Annotated in this window: 15 protein-coding genes; 9 read left to right on the top strand and 6 right to left on the bottom strand. The window is 55.7% G+C overall.

The features are described 5' to 3' along the window. From OK409_RS19495 to OK409_RS19485, 3 genes are read right to left on the bottom strand one after another with little or no spacing between them, the layout of a single operon-like run. Nucleotides 1-669 (bottom strand): methionine ABC transporter permease, encoded by a 669-nt coding sequence (locus tag OK409_RS19495; protein WP_010670743.1) that lies wholly within the window; start codon nt 667-669, stop codon nt 1-3. Beyond that, nucleotides 653-1,687, bottom strand: coding sequence for a methionine ABC transporter ATP-binding protein (locus OK409_RS19490; RefSeq protein WP_010670742.1), 1,035 nt, complete (start codon nt 1,685-1,687; stop codon nt 653-655). The genes OK409_RS19495 and OK409_RS19490 overlap by 17 nt, the downstream gene beginning before the upstream one ends. Further along, nucleotides 1,684-2,496 carry a MetQ/NlpA family ABC transporter substrate-binding protein gene (locus OK409_RS19485; protein ID WP_264367358.1) on the bottom strand — a complete coding sequence of 271 codons (813 nt, stop codon included), beginning with the start codon at nt 2,494-2,496 and terminating at the stop codon, nt 1,684-1,686. The genes OK409_RS19490 and OK409_RS19485 overlap by 4 nt, the downstream gene beginning before the upstream one ends. A 219-nt stretch (nt 2,497-2,715) precedes the next feature. Here OK409_RS19485 and OK409_RS19480 point away from each other — a divergent pair, with 219 nt between their 5' ends. After that, nucleotides 2,716-3,894, top strand: coding sequence for an aminotransferase class I/II-fold pyridoxal phosphate-dependent enzyme (locus tag OK409_RS19480; protein WP_264367357.1), 1,179 nt, complete (start codon nt 2,716-2,718; stop codon nt 3,892-3,894). A gap of 309 nt (nt 3,895-4,203) precedes the next feature. Further along, nucleotides 4,204-5,670, top strand: coding sequence for a glycine betaine/L-proline transporter ProP (proP, locus tag OK409_RS19475; protein WP_154210290.1), 1,467 nt, complete (start codon nt 4,204-4,206; stop codon nt 5,668-5,670). A gap of 53 nt (nt 5,671-5,723) precedes the next feature. Here the strand turns inward: proP and OK409_RS19470 are convergent, their stop codons facing one another. Then, nucleotides 5,724-6,311 (bottom strand): CGNR zinc finger domain-containing protein, encoded by a 588-nt coding sequence (locus tag OK409_RS19470; RefSeq protein ID WP_264367356.1) that lies wholly within the window; start codon nt 6,309-6,311, stop codon nt 5,724-5,726. A 176-nt stretch (nt 6,312-6,487) separates the two neighbouring features. Here OK409_RS19470 and OK409_RS19465 point away from each other — a divergent pair, with 176 nt between their 5' ends. Beyond that, nucleotides 6,488-7,354, top strand: a complete 867-nt coding sequence (locus OK409_RS19465; RefSeq protein WP_010247407.1) for an alpha/beta fold hydrolase — start codon at nt 6,488-6,490, stop codon at nt 7,352-7,354. A 52-nt stretch (nt 7,355-7,406) separates the two neighbouring features. Here the strand turns inward: OK409_RS19465 and OK409_RS19460 are convergent, their stop codons facing one another. Continuing rightward, entirely contained in the window at nt 7,407-7,955 is a 549-nt protein-coding gene (locus tag OK409_RS19460) for a YbhB/YbcL family Raf kinase inhibitor-like protein (protein ID WP_264367355.1), read from the bottom strand. Between the two features lie 257 nt (nt 7,956-8,212). Here OK409_RS19460 and OK409_RS19455 point away from each other — a divergent pair, with 257 nt between their 5' ends. After that, nucleotides 8,213-9,091 carry a LysR family transcriptional regulator gene (locus OK409_RS19455; RefSeq protein WP_033768559.1) on the top strand — a complete coding sequence of 293 codons (879 nt, stop codon included), beginning with the start codon at nt 8,213-8,215 and terminating at the stop codon, nt 9,089-9,091. Between the two features lie 5 nt (nt 9,092-9,096). Here the strand turns inward: OK409_RS19455 and OK409_RS19450 are convergent, their stop codons facing one another. Beyond that, a complete protein-coding gene (locus OK409_RS19450; RefSeq protein ID WP_264367354.1) occupies nt 9,097-10,734 on the bottom strand; it encodes a dihydroxyacetone kinase subunit DhaK in 1,638 nt (545 codons plus the stop codon). 258 nt (nt 10,735-10,992) lie between these two features. Between OK409_RS19450 and fucO the strand changes: the two genes are divergently transcribed. The 5 genes from fucO to glsB all read left to right on the top strand — a co-directional run bounded on the left by fucO (nt 10,993) and on the right by glsB (nt 15,295). Then, complete coding sequence (gene fucO / locus OK409_RS19445; protein WP_264367353.1) at nt 10,993-12,141, top strand: lactaldehyde reductase; 1,149 nt, start codon at nt 10,993-10,995, stop codon at nt 12,139-12,141. Between the two features lie 321 nt (nt 12,142-12,462). Continuing rightward, on the top strand, nt 12,463-12,636 hold the full coding sequence (locus tag OK409_RS19440; RefSeq protein ID WP_010247416.1) for a GhoT/OrtT family toxin: 174 nt from the start codon (nt 12,463-12,465) through the stop codon (nt 12,634-12,636). Nucleotides 12,637-12,740: 104 nt separating this feature from the next. After that, nucleotides 12,741-12,911 (top strand): hypothetical protein, encoded by a 171-nt coding sequence (locus OK409_RS19435; RefSeq protein ID WP_010247418.1) that lies wholly within the window; start codon nt 12,741-12,743, stop codon nt 12,909-12,911. A gap of 175 nt (nt 12,912-13,086) precedes the next feature. After that, the gene (locus OK409_RS19430) at nt 13,087-14,286 is read left to right on the top strand and encodes a CynX/NimT family MFS transporter (protein ID WP_264367352.1); all 1,200 of its coding nucleotides are present in this window, start codon (nt 13,087-13,089) and stop codon (nt 14,284-14,286) included. A gap of 82 nt (nt 14,287-14,368) precedes the next feature. Continuing rightward, on the top strand, nt 14,369-15,295 hold the full coding sequence (glsB, locus tag OK409_RS19425; protein ID WP_413629637.1) for a glutaminase B: 927 nt from the start codon (nt 14,369-14,371) through the stop codon (nt 15,293-15,295). The last annotated feature ends 40 nt before the right edge of the window (nt 15,296-15,335 follow it).

Below are 15,335 nucleotides of genomic sequence, written 5' to 3'. Positions count from 1 at the left end.
TCACTCGCGTCGGATACGGCGCGAGAGACGCGTACCCAGGGTTTGCAGTAGCTGGACAATGACAATCAGCACCAGCGCAGTCGAAATCGTGGCAAAGGCATCAAAGCGCTGATAGCCGTAAGTAATGGCGAGGTCGCCAATACCGCCGCCGCCCACCGTGCCCGCCATTGCCGTCGCACCCAGCAGGCCGATAGTGGCGGTGGTCAGAGCTAACACCAGCGACGAGGCGGCTTCCGGTATCATGAAATACCAGATAGTCTGCAGCGTGGTGGCACCCATCGCATTGGCTGACTCCAGAATGCCCTCATCCACCTCCAGCAGGGCATTCTCCACCAGCCGTGAAATATAGGGCGCGATAAATATCACCAGTGGCACAATGGCCCCCGCCGTACCGATGGTGGTGTTCACCAGCAGGCGCGTCAGCGGCAGAATAGTGATCAGCAGAATAATAAACGGCAGTGAACGGATGATATTCACGATCGGGTTCAGCAACTGATGTACCAGTCGATTCGGCTGTATCCCACCCGGACGACAGATCACCAGCACAATGCCAAGCGGCAGGCCCAGTAGCGAACCAAAGCCCAGCGACAGCGCCACCATAATCAGCGTGTCCTGCATCGCCGTCAGGAACTGATCGCCGGTAACGGCGGTTTCAAAGAGTTCTGACATCACTGATTTTCACTCCGGTCGCGATGAGAAACTGGATGGCCGCCTCGCGTCTTGCGGGCTCGCCTTTGATCTGCACAATCATGAAACCCAGAATGGTACGCTGTACTTCCGTCATGCTGGCGAACAGGATATTCACTTCAACCTCATGTTCACGGATCAGGCGATTGATGATCGGCTGTTGTGCCGTGCTGCCGACAAACTCCAGCCGCAACACGTCGACAGCCGGATGCTGGCTTAACAGCGCAAGGGTCTGCTGTGGCAGACGATCGTGGATGACGGACTGCACAAAGCTGGCGCTCACCGACTGTTGCGGTTCAGCAAACAGCGACAGGACATCGCCCTGTTCAACGATACGGCCCTGCTCCATCACCGCCATCCGGTTGCAGATCTTCTGGACCACCGACATCTCATGGGTGATCAGGACAATGGTGATGCCGTAACGCTGATTAATCTCCTGTAACAGCAGCAGAATCTGTACCGTGGTCTGGGGATCCAGCGCGGAGGTCGCCTCATCACACAACAGAATCGCGGGATTGGTTGCCAGCGCGCGGGCAATTCCGACGCGCTGTTTTTGTCCGCCGGAGAGTTCATCCGGGTAGCTGTGGGCTTTGTCGCTGAGGTTAACAAACGCCAGCAGCTCCGCTACACGGGTGGCGATAAAATCTTTATCCCGGCCCTGTAAAATCAGTGGGATGGCGACGTTGTGAAACACCGTTCTGGCATTGAGCAGATTGAAGTGCTGGAAGATCATGCCAATCTGCTTTTTGACCTGAATTAAGCGCTTTTTGCTGATCCCTTGTAACGCTTCACCCTGCACCTCAACCGAGCCGGTTGTGGGGGTCTCCAGGTGATTAATCAGGCGCAGCAGCGTACTTTTTCCGGCTCCACTGGTGCCGATGACGCCAAAGATGTCACCCTGGTTGATACGCAGATTAATCTCCTTCAGAGCCTGCACTTCTGCACCGTTACGCGCAAACGTTTTGCTGACATGGCGAAACGCAATGGCTACCTGACTCATTTGAAATAATCTGGCAGCAGATAGCCCGCATACTGCGCATTACCGGTGATATAGGTTTTAAATTCTGCTGAGTTGTAGCCGGCAATAATGTCACGGGCAAACTGAGCCTGCTTATTTTTACCGGCTACCGTCACCACGTTAATAAACTGGCTGGTTGCCGCTTCCAGTTTCAGTGCCGAATTGAGTTTCATGCCACTGGATACCGCGAAGTTGCCCTGAATGACTCCATAGTCAACATCGGGGAGTGCACGCACCTGCTGAGCGTTATCCATCTCTTTAAGCACGATTTTGTAGGGATTTTCCGTGATATTTTTCTGCGAAAAAGTGGCAGCATCGCTATCGGGGCTGATTTTGAGCCAGCCGATGCTCTGGAGTAACAGCGCCGCCCGGTACTCATTTGAGGGCTGATTGGGCACAGAGACCGTGCTGCCCGGCGCGGGTTGAGTCAGCGTTTTCACGCGCCCAGAGTAGAGCCCCATTGGCGGGGTCGGCACCTGCACAATCCCAACGTTATCAATGCCAAGCCGGTCATTAACCGACTTAAGATAGACGGGATGCTGCATGATATTGGCGTCAATCGTCCCGCGATGAACAGCATCATTAACCTGAATTCCATCACTGAAATCTTTATACTCCAGAGTATACCCCTGCCTGATTAATAAGGGCGCGACGCCTTTTTCAAATTGCTCTTTATAAGGCCCTGGATTAAATCCAATCCGTATTTTCTTCTGGTCGGCTGCCTGAGCGGCAGAAATAAAAAGGCTGGCGGTGGTCAGCGCCAGAATAATTCCCCGGGATGTGATCTGCATTGTTTGCCCTGATTCATTATTGTGAGAGCGATCGATTTAATCACAGCCATCGCGGAGAGGAACAGGCAAAACCCAGCCCCGACTTTGGCTTATTTATGCTAACGATAGTCACACGCTGGATATTCGAATCCCTGCAAAGAACAGCGTTATTTCTGCTAAAGATTTTAATGTCAGCTGTGTCATCCTTCTTCGCTTAACACTGTTTATTGCGGGAGAGATATGGCGGAGTTTGCAGCTTCAGAGATGGTCGCAGGGCTGGAAGAGAACCTCTTCAGCATGCTGGAAAAGCAGGCAGCACAACTGGATGATGCGCTGTTACCGCTGATCGATCTCTCCTCCGGCAGTCCACGTCAGCCAACGCCGCCCGCGGTAATCGCTTCATTACAGGCTGCGGCAGCGAAACCGGAGAACCATGAGTATCCCTCGTTCTGGGGCAAACCCGCGCTGCGCCGTGCTATCGCAGCCTTTTACCAGCGTCACTACGGCGTCACGCTCGATCCTGAAACTGAAGTGGCGCTGTTCCAGGGCGCGCACATTGGCGTCAACGGTTTTCCCCGCGCCCTGCTCAATCCTGAGCAGGTGTTGATCTCTACCGATCCCTGCTATCCGCTCTACCGCTCAGCGGCCCGTCAGGCAGGTGCCGATTTTTATGGCATTCCGCTGGAGGCGCGCAATGATTTCCTGCCCGATTTCACCCAGGTGCCGGACGAGATCGCGGCGCGTGCCGGTCTGCTGCTGCTCAATTATCCCCATAATCCCACTGGCGCACTGGCGACAGCCGCGCTGTTCGCCGACGCGCTGGCCTTCGCCCGCCAGCATCATGTTCCGCTGATTCATGACTTCGCCTATGCCACGCTGGGCAGTGAGTCGGGCGAACAGCCGCTGAGTCTGCTGGCACAGCCCGATGGCAAAGCCTGGGGCGTGGAAATCTACACGCTGTCAAAAAGCGCACTCATGGCAGGCTGGCGGGTGGGATTTGCGGTGGGAAACGCCTCGATGATTGCAGCATTTAAAAAACTTCATACTCATAGCTACAGCACGGTGTATGGCGCGGTGCAGGATGCCGCCATCACCGCGTTGTCGCTGCCCGCTGAACAACTCAGCTTGCTGGCAGAGCATTACCATCAGCGCCGCAGAGTGATTTTAGCCAGGCTGGCAGCCATGCACTGGCCGGTACGCGCCCGTCAGGGCACCTTTTTCCTCTGGCTGGCAGCGCCAGCTGGTTTCACCGGGGAGCAATTCGCCGCCCTGCTACTGGCCCAGTGTCATCTGCTGGTGGCACCGGGTAACGGGTTTGGCGCAGCGGGTCGTGATTATATTCGCATCAGCCTGACAACCGGGACGGAGCAATTACTGCAGGCGCTGGATCGCATCGACGAACTGAAACTGTTTAAGTAGCGCATCAGCACCGGGAAAACCAGTTCCAGATATAACCAGAGCACCAGCCGCAAGTTATTACCAAATGTTCAGACCCGTAAGCAGGCGTGAATAAGTTCACTATGCTGGGTTTGTCAGTAAATGCAGTTATTTCGGCTGAAAACTTGCAAAAACTTACAATCGTAGTCTAGAGTTTACCGGCTGCGGTTTCTGCCGCTTCACTTAAAAATTATTCGGCTTCTTATAGCTTTCATTTCCACGGTTTCTTCTGAACATTGTTTGCGGCTGCGAAAGCTATAAGACTCCTTCATTGATGCACCTGAGGAGAATATGGACACCAGAAACTCATCGTCTGAACACCCAAAGAAACATTTCTGGAACAGGAAGCCAAAAGAGCTGACTGTTGACGACATTACCGTCATCGACAACGACATGCTGAAGCGTGCAGTTGGCGCAGCTGCGTTAGGTAATGCGATGGAATGGTTCGACTTTGGCGTATACAGCTATCTCGCCGTGATCATCGGCAAAGTCTTCTTCCCGGATGCCAACAACGCGGTACAGCTGATCGCCACCTTTGGTACGTTTGCTGCGGCCTTCCTGGTCCGTCCGATTGGCGGCCTGGTATTTGGCCCGCTGGGTGACCGCATCGGACGGCAGAAAGTGCTGGCGATGACGATGATCTTGATGTCGATTGGTACGTTCTGTATCGGTCTGATCCCGGCTTACTCTTCAATAGGCATCATGGCACCGATTCTGCTGCTGGTGGCACGTCTGATTCAGGGCTTCTCAACCGGTGGTGAATATGGCGGCGCAGCGACCTTTATCGCGGAGTACTCTACCGATAAACGCCGGGGCTTTATGGGCAGCTTCCTGGAATTCGGCACCATCGGTGGTTACCTGCTGGGTGCCAGCCTGGTCACGGTGATGACCACCGTGATGTCGAATGAGGCGATGATGTCCTGGGGCTGGCGCGTGCCGTTCTTTATCGCCGCGCCGCTGGGCCTGTTTGGTCTCTATGTGCGACTGAAGCTGGAAGAGACTCCGGCTTTCCAGCAGCACATGGAAAAACAGGAAGCACTGGAGCAAAGCAAGCCGCGTCTGACGCTGATGCAGATGCTGAGCAAATACCGCGCACCGATGATGAAATGTATCGGTCTGGTGCTGCTGTTTAACGTCTCTAACTACATGCTGACCTCGTACATGCCGAGCTATCTGACCGGCGTGCTGGGTCTGCCAGAGTTAAGTGGCCTGCTGCTGGTGATGGTGGCGATGTTCGTGATGATGCCGCTGACGCTGCTGTGGGGTCGCTGGACTGACCGCATCGGTCGTCGTCCGGTGATTGCCTTTGGTGCGGTGGGTCTGATCCTGCTCGCCATCCCGAGCTTTATGCTGATCGGGTCCGGTAATATGTGGGCGGTATTTGGCGGCCTGATGATTCTGGGTGTACTGCACACCTGCTTCAGCGGCACTATGCCTTCGACGCTGCCTGCGCTGTTTACTACCGATATCCGTTACAGTGCGCTGGCCATCGGCTTCAACCTTTCAGTATCGCTGTTTGGGGGTACGACACCGCTGATTACCGCGTGGCTGGTGGATACCACTAAAAACAATATGATGCCGGCTTACTACATGATGGGCGCGGGCGTGATTGGCCTGCTCACCATTCTGACGGTACGTGAAACAGCCCGTCAACCGCTGACCGGTTCATCCCCTGCGGTAGCGACCAAAGCGGAAGCGCATCGCCTGATCGACAAGCTGCGCAAGCGGCACAAGCCATCAGCGACCACCGCGAAATAACTGTTCTGACACCCTGCTCTGCAGGGTGTTTTTTTATCTGCCATCCGATCTGTTTACCCAGCTGATTTAACTGCCCTGAAACGCGCCACTTTCGCCCGATTGCCACACAGCGCCATGCTGCACCAGCGACGGCGATGCGCTTTGGTGCGATCGTAAAACCACAGTGTACAGGCGGGATGTTCACAGCCACGGACTCTGCTGAAGTCCTCCTGCGCCAGCAACATCGCGGCCTGTTCCGCAACCTGTCCCAGCCGCTGCATCACACTCTGGCCCGCATAGACCCGCCTGATTTTTAAGGCACCCGGCTCCCCGGTCATTTGCAGATGGCTGGTCGCTTCACCCAGCCAGGCGTTCAGCGCCTGAATATCAATGCCCTCTCCCGCTTTGTGCTGCTGCACGTTATCACGAATGATCTGACGTAAGTGACGCGCTGCTTCCAACAGCGCACCCGGTTCATGCTGCGGAGCCGGGGCATCTGGTGCCAGTTCGGCCTGGTGTAGCCAGGCTTCAACATCCTGATCGGTTTGCCAGAAGTCGTGCGGCTGGCCTTCCACGATGGCCACGGTATTGATGAAATCCAGCGCCGGATGATCAGCCAGAAACCACGGTCCCTGGGCGGTGTGTGATTGCGTTTCCGCCATGATATTGCCTCCCTTGTTAACTCTGCTGATGCCACTGTAACCGACAAAGTACTATTTGAATAGTTACACCGCATCTTTTGTAACCATTATAAATTGATTTGACAGGTTACATTCTGGCTGCATAATGACTCTTGGTAACCCCATAAATATCATTTAACCAGTTACAGGAGTTCAGCATGCGTGATCAATCCATTTCGTACCGTTACCAGCAGGCCGATGGCGTCAATATTTTCTATCGCGAAGCGGGCGATCCTTCCCTGCCGGTACTGCTGCTGTTGCATGGCTTTCCCACCTCTTCACATCAGTTCCGCAATCTGATCCCGCTTCTGGCCGATAAATTTCATCTCATCGCACCCGATATGCCGGGCTTTGGCTTCACTGAAGTGCCTGCTGAGCGCAACTATTCCTGGACCTTCGACGCGCTGGGCCAGACGCTGACCGCCTTTGTCGATGCACTGGGGCTGGAACGTTATGCGATGTATGTTTTCGACTATGGCGCACCTGCCGGTCTGCGACTGGCACTGGCTTACCCCGATCGCGTCAGCGGACTGATATCACAAAACGGTAACGCCTATCTGGAGGGATTAGGAGAAGCCTGGGCGCCGGTCCGCGCCTACTGGGACGATCCCAGCGAAGCAAATGGTCAGGTGATCCGTGACGCCATCCTGACGCTGGAAGGGGTGAAGTGGCAGTATCTGCATGGGGTGAGCGATCCGCAGCAGATCGCCCCGGAAACCTATACCCTGGATACTCTGCTGATGGAGCGCCCCGGTAACAAAGATATTCAGCAGGCCCTGTTTCTCAATTACGCCAGTAATCTGAAACGTTATCCGGAATTTCAGGCGTTCTTTCGCCAGCAGCAGGTGCCAACGCTGGTGATCTGGGGCAAGCACGATCCGTTCTTTATTCCACCGGGCGCAGTGGCCTGGCAGCGGGATAATCCACAGGCGGTGGTCGAGATGCTGGATAGCGGCCACTTCGCGCTGGAGACGCACACCCATCACATTGCGTCGCGCATCCGCGAGATGTTCAGTGGCGACTGACCCGCTGCGCGCAGAGGCAGGCTATTCAGCGCTGCCTCTGCATACGTGCAGGTCATTCATTGCTAAAGCGGCCAACGGTGCTGGCCGCGCCCAGCGCATGGCCTTTTAGCTGTGCAACCAGCTCTGCCTGGGATAACCCCGCTTTCAACTGACCCACCGGCAAATCGGTGGCGATCAGCACAAAGTTATAGTGATGCAGCCCACTGCCTGCAGGCGGACAAGGACCATAATAGTGCAGCGTCCCTGGGGTATTTTTTCCGCCGGTGTAGTCCTTGCCCTTTGTCAGAGCCCCCTGCGCAAATGACGAGCGGCTGGCGGGAATGTTATAGGCCACCATGTGGGTAACGCCGAGCCCTTTGGCCCCGACCGGGTCGGTCATCAGAAGAGCCAGACTGCGGGTGCCCGCCGGAATCGCAGACCAGTTCAATTCGGGAGAGATATTCTCACCGGTACAGGAAGGATTACTTTTATTGGCACCGGCAAACTTTTTATCCAGTAGCGCATTATCGCTGAAGTCTTGTGATTGCAGCGTAAATACCGACGCCGCCAGCGTGGTCATTGGCAAAATGGCCAGCACCGTCGCGCATAGTAATTTTTTCACCAGCCACTCCTTATCAGATTACTCAAGAGATTATGTTCCGTATGGATTGCGTCACAGCCTGATTACTATAACGGCTTTAACGCGATTGACCCGACTGACCGCCTGTTCAGGGGTAAAGAAACGGCAAATCTATGATCTCCGTCGCGCTGGCTGAGAGAGCTGACGCGTTGCCCTGTGACGCATTACCCGATATAAGTTAACGCGTCTGGCTGAAGTTTCGCCTGAATCATCGTCATTGTCACCGATAAGTGGACACTATGCAGATTGAAGATCTCCGGATTTACGTTGCGGTAATGCATGCTGGCAACTTTACTGCAGCAGCTGAGCATCTGATGCTATCGAAACAGTATGTCAGCCGCCGCATGGCTGCGCTGGAGGCATCATTAGGGGTACGACTGCTGATCCGTAACACCCGTAAGCTGTCTGTAACGGATGCAGGTTTACTGTTCGCGCAACATGCTCAGCGCATTCTGGATGAGATTCAGGAAGCGCAACTGGCGGTGTCAGAGCAGCAGCAGGCGCTGCGCGGCACCTTCCGAATCAATCTGCCGATGTCCTTTGGCATGAGCCACCTCTCCCCCCTGATTGCCGAATTTCTAAGCCACCATCCGTCATTGCAGTTTCATATTGAGCTGGCTGACCGCTATGCCGATGTGATTGGCGAAGGCGTTGATATGGCGATTCGCATCGGTACGCTGGCTGATTCCACACTGATTGCCCGTCCGCTCGGCGAGCTGAAGCGGGTTATCTGCTGCAGCCCCCGCTATCTGGAACGGGCAGGCGTGCCGCAGCAGCCAGAAGCCTTGCTGCAACATGCCTGTCTGCGCTACGGACGTGAAGGTCAGAATGGCTGGGAACTGCAGGTCAATGGTAAACCCAAGTGGCTGGCGGTTCAGGGACCGATGGTGAGTAACAATGGCGAGGTCCTGCGTGATGCCGCACTGGCAGGCTTAGGACTGGTATTGTTACCCGCCTTTATCGTTGAGACAGCCCTGCAACGCGGTGAGCTGGTGACCGTGCTGGACGACTATCTGCCGCCCGCACTCTCTCTGAATGCGGTTTACCCGCAGCACCGTCAGCGCAGCGAAGTAAACCGCCAGTTACTGGCCTTTCTCCAGGCGCGTTTAGCGTCGTGACAGGATTAAAGTTTTTTTAATGCCGCAAAGACCCTGGCGACAGCAACGGCACCCGGATCAGACACGCCGTTGAGGTTAGCACTGTTGAGATAAGATGATCGGCCCGCTTTTGCTTTCCCCATGCTGGCGGTTGCATCACTGCCCTGCTGTGCCGCATCAGCCGCCTCTGCCAGCGATTTACCCGCCACCAACGCCTCGATTGCCGGTTGCAGCGCATCAATCAGCGTGCGATCTCCTGGTTGTGCCCCGCCATACTGCTTCATCTTCTCCAGACCCTGCTGCAGGGCCGTGGGCAGCGCATCCCCTTCGGCCAGCTGCTGCGCAGCAGCGGTGAAAAAGATCGCCATCAGTACGCCGCTGGAGCCGCCCATCACGGTCGCCAGTCGCTCACCCGTCACCGCGAGCAGATCGGGCAAGGCATTTAACGGCAGCTGATTATCTGCACATTCGCGCTGGATCTGGAGTGCGCCAGCAGCAAAGGTCGAACCGGTATCGCCATCACCGACCTGCGCATCCAGTTTGTTCAGCTCGCTTTCGCTGGCGATCAGGGTTTCACAGATGCTGTTAACAAACGCAGCGACGGTCGGGTTATCTGAGGGTTGCGCCGGATGCGCTGTTGCCTCTTTTGTCGCGTTTACCGGCTGCAGCGGCGCGATTTTAACCGCCTGAACCCAGCCGGTGACCTCAACCGGCGCGCAGATCGCCTCTTCGAACAACGGCGTCAGCGTCATGGAGGTGACGGAAAAGCCCTTCATGTCCAGCGCGGTCATCAGCGGAGCCGGGCCAATCAGATAATCACTGCCCAGGCTGAGCGGCGACTCAATCAAATCCCGCGTAACCAGACTCATCTCCAGCGCGGACATGCCGCCAAGATTATTGATTAACAGCGCGCGTGGCTGATCGTTGTCCGGCATCACTTTCTCCAGCAGATGCTGCACAATCTGCTGACTGTTTTGCGTCTGCATGACGTCAACACCCGGTTCGCCGTGAATCCCCAGCCCCATTTCAACGCTGCCGTCTGGCACCCGCTGGCCGGTCTGTTCATCCGGCAGATGGCAGCTTGAGAGCGCAACGCCCATGGTGGCGATAGCTCGACTGGCTGCCTCTGCTGCCTCGGTCACCCCCGCCAGGTCATCACCCCGCTCTGCGACGAAGCCCGCCACTTTATGCACCAGCAACGTGCCCGCGACGCCGCGTGGCTGAGGGTTATCGGGCAACGCAACATCATCACCGACAATCACCATATTGACGCTGAATCCCGCTTTGCGCGCTTTTTCTGCCGCCAGACCGAAGTTGAGTCGATCTCCGGTGTAGTTTTTCACAATCAGCAGACACCCCGCCTCACCGGTAATATTGATGATGGCGTTGTAAACCGCGTCAACGCTGGGGGAAGCAAAAACATCGCCACAGACGGCAGCCGTCAGCATCCCTTTGCCGATAAAGCCGACATGGGCCGGTTCATGGCCTGAACCGCCACCGGAAATCAGCGCGACCTGCTGTTTTTGCCAGTCATTACGCATCACGATGCGAATGCGCGGATCGACCTGCAACCGGACCAGATTGCGCCACGGGCTGGCGTAAATCATGCCATCTAACGCGCTGTCGACGAGATCATCCTTTTTATTCATTACGAATCGGGTCATGTCTTCTTTCCTCATAGGCATGCGGGTTTGCTGATGACCCAGTGTTACATATCACTGACGACAGTGAGAAATCCATCAACAGGTCTGTAGCCTGATTTCAGACATACCGCACGAAAACCAGCTGACACAGGCGCAGTGATTTTTACTAATTGATTGATTTTTATCAAATGTCTTTACCTGAAAGTGAGAGGTTCTGCGCAGAACATGAACCGGGGATCACGGATGGTAAAAATTCATTTGTTAACAGAGGATGTTTTAATGACCCAACGTATGATTCTCAATGAAACCGCCTGGTTTGGTGCTGGTGCTTTGCGCCATTTGCCGGAAGAGGTACAACGTCGCGGGATGCGAAAAGCACTGATCGTCACTGACAAAGCGCTGGTCGCGGCGGGTGCGCTGAAGCGGGTGACCGATCTGCTGGCGCAACATCAGCTTGACTGGACGGTGTATGATGAGGTGGTGCCGAATCCTACCATTCGGGTTGTGCAGCAGGGTGTTGCGGTGTTCAGAGAGTCAGGTGCCGACTACCTGATCGCCATTGGCGGCGGCTCACCACAGGATACCAGCAAGGCGATCGGCATTATTATCAATAACCCTGAGTTTGAAGATGTGCGCAGCCTGGAAGGCGTCAGCCCCACCCGTCATCCGTGCGTGCCGATCATCGCCATCCCGACCACGGCAGGCACCGCCGCAGAAGTGACGATTAATTACGTCATTACCGATGAAGAGAATCGCCGTAAGTTTGTCTGTGTCGATCCCCATGACATTCCGAAAGTGGCGATCATTGATGCGGAGATGATGGTGAGCATGCCAGCGTCGCTGAAGGCTGCGACCGGTATTGATGCCCTTACTCATGCCATTGAAGGCTACATCACGCGCGGAGCCTGGACCCTGACCGATATGCTACACCTCAAAGCCATTGAGATTATCAGCCAGTCACTGCGCGAATCGGTAGCAGGAAATATTGAGGCGGTTGAGCAGATGGCGCTGGGACAATATGTGGCCGGTATGGGTTTCTCTAATGTCGGCCTTGGTCTGGTGCATGGCATGGCACACCCGCTGGGCGCCTTTTACAATGTCCCGCACGGCGTAGCCAATGCCATTTTGCTGCCGCAGGTGATGGCGTGGAATGCCTCAAGCACTGGCGAAAAATATCGCGATATTGCCCGTGCAATGGGTGTGAAACAGGTTGAGTCATTGTCGCTTGATCAGGCGCGGGAAGCGGCGGTCGCCGCGGTGCGTCAGCTCTGTCGCGATGTGGGTATTCCCCGCTCGCTGCGTGAAGTGGGCTTAAAAGAGGCGGATATCCCTGCACTGGCACAGGCCGCGCTGGATGATGTCTGCACCGGCGGCAACCCACGTACGCCGGACCTTGAGGACGTGATGGCGTTGTACCGCCAGAGTTAAAGCGCATATCCTGTAGTGATGCAGTGTCGATAACAGGCCCGCCCACGCTGGCGGGCTTTTTTTACGTCATGGCAACGGTTAATCCGGGAGTATTCGCCAGAGGTTGTTGAGTCTGGCTGACGGCATCAGCCAAGGTTTTAGCCGTGTTTTCCCCGCCTGGTTTCAGCCTGAAATCGCCCGCTGTTACGATGAAGTTCAGCGAGCGAATCAGTTGCTCTGACTCATGATTTCTTTAGATGCTAAACCCTGATTCACTTGATCTGGATCACAAAAATCCGCATCATGCGCAGCGAAAACCTTAATGACGCTGCGGAGATATCAATGACACTGTACCAGGGTATGCTAATTTTCTATGCCGTTGTTGCATTGATCGCTACGCTGATCACGTTCTTCATCGCCAAAGATAAGCTGAGCATCAAACTGCTGAGCGCCTTTCTGGTGGGGGCCACCTGGCCGATGAGTTTTCCTGTCGCGCTGATGTTTGCTCTGTTTTAATTGACATTATCCCCTTAGATACCACACTCAGGTAAGACGTCCCTGACCTGCAAACCGCCGATCACCGACGTGGCCTTGTTCATGACGGTTAATAAGGAGCGGATATGCGCGTTATCAGTGTGATGATTCTGGTTTCTCTTCTCAGTGCCTGTAGTGCCCCATGGCACGCTGAAAAACCGGTTCCGGCGGCCGAAACCCGCCAGCAGACCTGCCAGCCAGGCTCCAATCCCAGCCAGAACGACTGCGGTCATTTCCCTGAACCTGAATTCCATTGATCCTGTCACAAGGCGATCGCTGCTGTGAGATCTCAATTACGCTATTTCATCGCATAACAAGGCTTTACACGCTGCTAACCGGTCAGTAAAGTAGCGCCCAGACATCAATTCTGATGCGTAAGCGTTAACGTCAACCAACGCCCCCGCAGCACTGCTGCATGTGATGATCCCTGCCATGATGCCTGTACAACACCCAGCTAAACCTCTCGCTGCGTATTCCAGCGCCACATTTTTTTTGTTCGTCCTGCTGCTGACCGCGGCTAATCTTCGTGCGCCCATTACTGTCATCGGCCCGGTACTACAGGATATCCGCCAGACCTTTGGCCTGAGTGTCGGTGAAGCAGGTCTGTTTAACTTTATTCCACTGATGCTGTTTGCCCTGCTCGCCCCACTGGCCGCCTGGCTGGGAAATCGCGTCGGGCTTGAGCGCAGTTTATGGGGCGCGCTATGCCTGATCACTGCCGGTTCGCTGTTGCGCTGGCTGCCTGCTGAAGCGGCGTTGTGGAGCGGAACGCTGTTGCTCAGCGCAGGTATTGCCGCCGCCAACGTGCTGCTGCCGCCACTGATTAAACGCGATTTCACCGCCCACACCGCTAAATATATTGGCCTTTATGCCGCCACCATGTCGATTACTGCCAGCCTGGCATCTGGCATTGCCGTTCCGCTGAGCCAGCTTTCAGCGGCAGGCTGGCGACTCTCGCTGGTTGTCTGGGCGCTACCGGGGCTGATTGCGCTACTCGTCTGGCTGCCGCTGTTACGTCAACGGCGGTCAACCGCAGCGTCCGCCGACGCGCCCGTTACATATCGCCATCCGTGGCGAACGCCCGGCGGCTGGCAAATCGCACTGTTTATGGCGCTGCAATCGCTGGCGTTTTATACCCTGATTGACTGGTTTACGCTGTTTGCCCAGGATAACGGCTTCAGTCAGGCCCACGCAGGCTGGCTGCTGTTCTGGTATCAGGCAATTGCGATCGTCGCCAACCTGGGCTGCATGGTGGCGCTGAAGCGGGTAAAAGATTCCCGGCTTACCGCGTTCATTGCTTCATCAGGCATTTTCCTGGGCATGCTGGGCCTATTGCTCAATCCGCAGTGGGCCGTCATCTGGCTGACACTGGCCGGACTAGGCGCAGGCGCATCATTGGTGCTCTGCCTCTCACTGTTTAATCTGCGAGCCACCCATCACCGTCAGGCGTCACAGCTGTCGGGCATGGCACAGTGTGTCGGATATGCGCTGGCGGCACTCGGCCCTTTGTTCTTTGGCGTGCTCCATGAGCAGAGCGGTAACTGGACGCTGCCCTTCAGCGTTCTGGCAATGCTGAGCCTGTTACAGATGCTGCTGGCTCCGCTGGCAGCGCAGTCAAAACCCATTAGCTGAAAATGCGGCGGAGCCGTTAACAATAAATGACTCGCCGATCGCGGATGCCTGGCATCACCGGTCGGCGGGAATCGACGGGAGAATGTGCGTGTCTGAACTGAATAATGCTCTGCTGCAGGAGATCCTGGGTCATGTGCGTCCGCTGATCCATCAGGGAAAGGTGGCTGACTATATCCCTGCGCTGGCGGATGTGGCTGCCGATCATCTGGCAATAGCGGTTTGCCTGCGTGATGGCACCCTCTTTCAGGCGGGCGATGCTGAGACGCGCTTTTCGATTCAGTCGATCTCCAAGGCGCTTTCTCTGACCGTAGCACTGACCCGCTATGAGGACAGCGAAATCTGGCAGCGGGTCGGCAAAGAGCCTTCTGGCCAGCCATTTAATTCATTGGTTCAGCTGGAGCTGGAACAGGGCAAGCCGCGTAATCCGTTTATTAATGCCGGTGCGCTGGTGATTTGCGATCTGCTGGAAACCCGACTGACCGCCCCGCGTCAGCGGATGCTGGAAATTGTGCGCCAGCTGAGTCAGCAGTCCGATATCAATTATGATCGCCACGTTGCCCGCTCTGAGTTCGAACATTCGGCCCGCAATGCAGCGATCGCCTGGCTGATGAAGTCGTTTGGAAATTTCGACAACGATGTCACCAGCGTGATGCAGACCTATTTCCACTACTGTTCCCTGTCGATGAACTGCGTTGAGCTGGCCCGCACGTTTATCTATCTGGCGAATCAGGGCAAAACGCTGGATGGCAGCCAGATGATTACTCCACGTCAGGCGCGGCAAATTAACGCACTGATGATCACCAGCGGGATGTACGACGGCGCTGGCGAATTCGCGTGGAGAGTCGGGATGCCCGCAAAATCGGGCGTGGGTGGCGGGATTATTGCCATCATCCCAGGTGAGATGAGCATTGCCGTCTGGTCGCCTGGGCTGGATAGCGCGGGCAATTCTCTGGCCGGTACCGCTGTGCTGGAATTGCTGACCGAGAAGCTGGGGCGATCGATATTCTGAGGCTGAGCGCGCAAGTCACAGGCTCGCTGTGGTGAAATGC

The sequence above is a fragment of the Pantoea sp. RG18 genome (genome assembly GCF_025910075.1).
In the GTDB taxonomy this organism is placed as follows: Bacteria; Pseudomonadota; Gammaproteobacteria; order Enterobacterales; family Enterobacteriaceae; genus Pantoea; species Pantoea agglomerans.
The sequence above is the reverse complement of the archived record's forward strand: the minus strand, read 5'-3'. Positions and strand labels throughout refer to the sequence as shown.

Bases quoted from the DNA above. Each gene is read 5' to 3' on its own strand.
- OK409_RS19495 (WP_010670743.1), bottom strand. From the start codon at position 669: ATGTCAGAACTCTTTGAAACCGCCGTTACCGGCGATCAGTTCCTGACG.
- OK409_RS19490 (WP_010670742.1), bottom strand. From the start codon at position 1,687: ATGAGTCAGGTAGCCATTGCGTTTCGCCATGTCAGCAAAACGTTTGCG.
- OK409_RS19485 (WP_264367358.1), bottom strand. From the start codon at position 2,496: ATGCAGATCACATCCCGGGGAATTATTCTGGCGCTGACCACCGCCAGC.
- OK409_RS19480 (WP_264367357.1), top strand. From the start codon at position 2,716: ATGGCGGAGTTTGCAGCTTCAGAGATGGTCGCAGGGCTGGAAGAGAAC.
- proP (WP_154210290.1), top strand. From the start codon at position 4,204: ATGGACACCAGAAACTCATCGTCTGAACACCCAAAGAAACATTTCTGG.
- OK409_RS19470 (WP_264367356.1), bottom strand. From the start codon at position 6,311: ATGGCGGAAACGCAATCACACACCGCCCAGGGACCGTGGTTTCTGGCT.
- OK409_RS19465 (WP_010247407.1), top strand. From the start codon at position 6,488: ATGCGTGATCAATCCATTTCGTACCGTTACCAGCAGGCCGATGGCGTC.
- OK409_RS19455 (WP_033768559.1), top strand. From the start codon at position 8,213: ATGCAGATTGAAGATCTCCGGATTTACGTTGCGGTAATGCATGCTGGC.
- OK409_RS19450 (WP_264367354.1), bottom strand. From the start codon at position 10,734: ATGACCCGATTCGTAATGAATAAAAAGGATGATCTCGTCGACAGCGCG.
- fucO (WP_264367353.1), top strand. From the start codon at position 10,993: ATGACCCAACGTATGATTCTCAATGAAACCGCCTGGTTTGGTGCTGGT.
- OK409_RS19440 (WP_010247416.1), top strand. From the start codon at position 12,463: ATGACACTGTACCAGGGTATGCTAATTTTCTATGCCGTTGTTGCATTG.
- OK409_RS19435 (WP_010247418.1), top strand. From the start codon at position 12,741: ATGCGCGTTATCAGTGTGATGATTCTGGTTTCTCTTCTCAGTGCCTGT.
- OK409_RS19430 (WP_264367352.1), top strand. From the start codon at position 13,087: ATGATGCCTGTACAACACCCAGCTAAACCTCTCGCTGCGTATTCCAGC.
- glsB (WP_413629637.1), top strand. From the start codon at position 14,369: ATGTGCGTGTCTGAACTGAATAATGCTCTGCTGCAGGAGATCCTGGGT.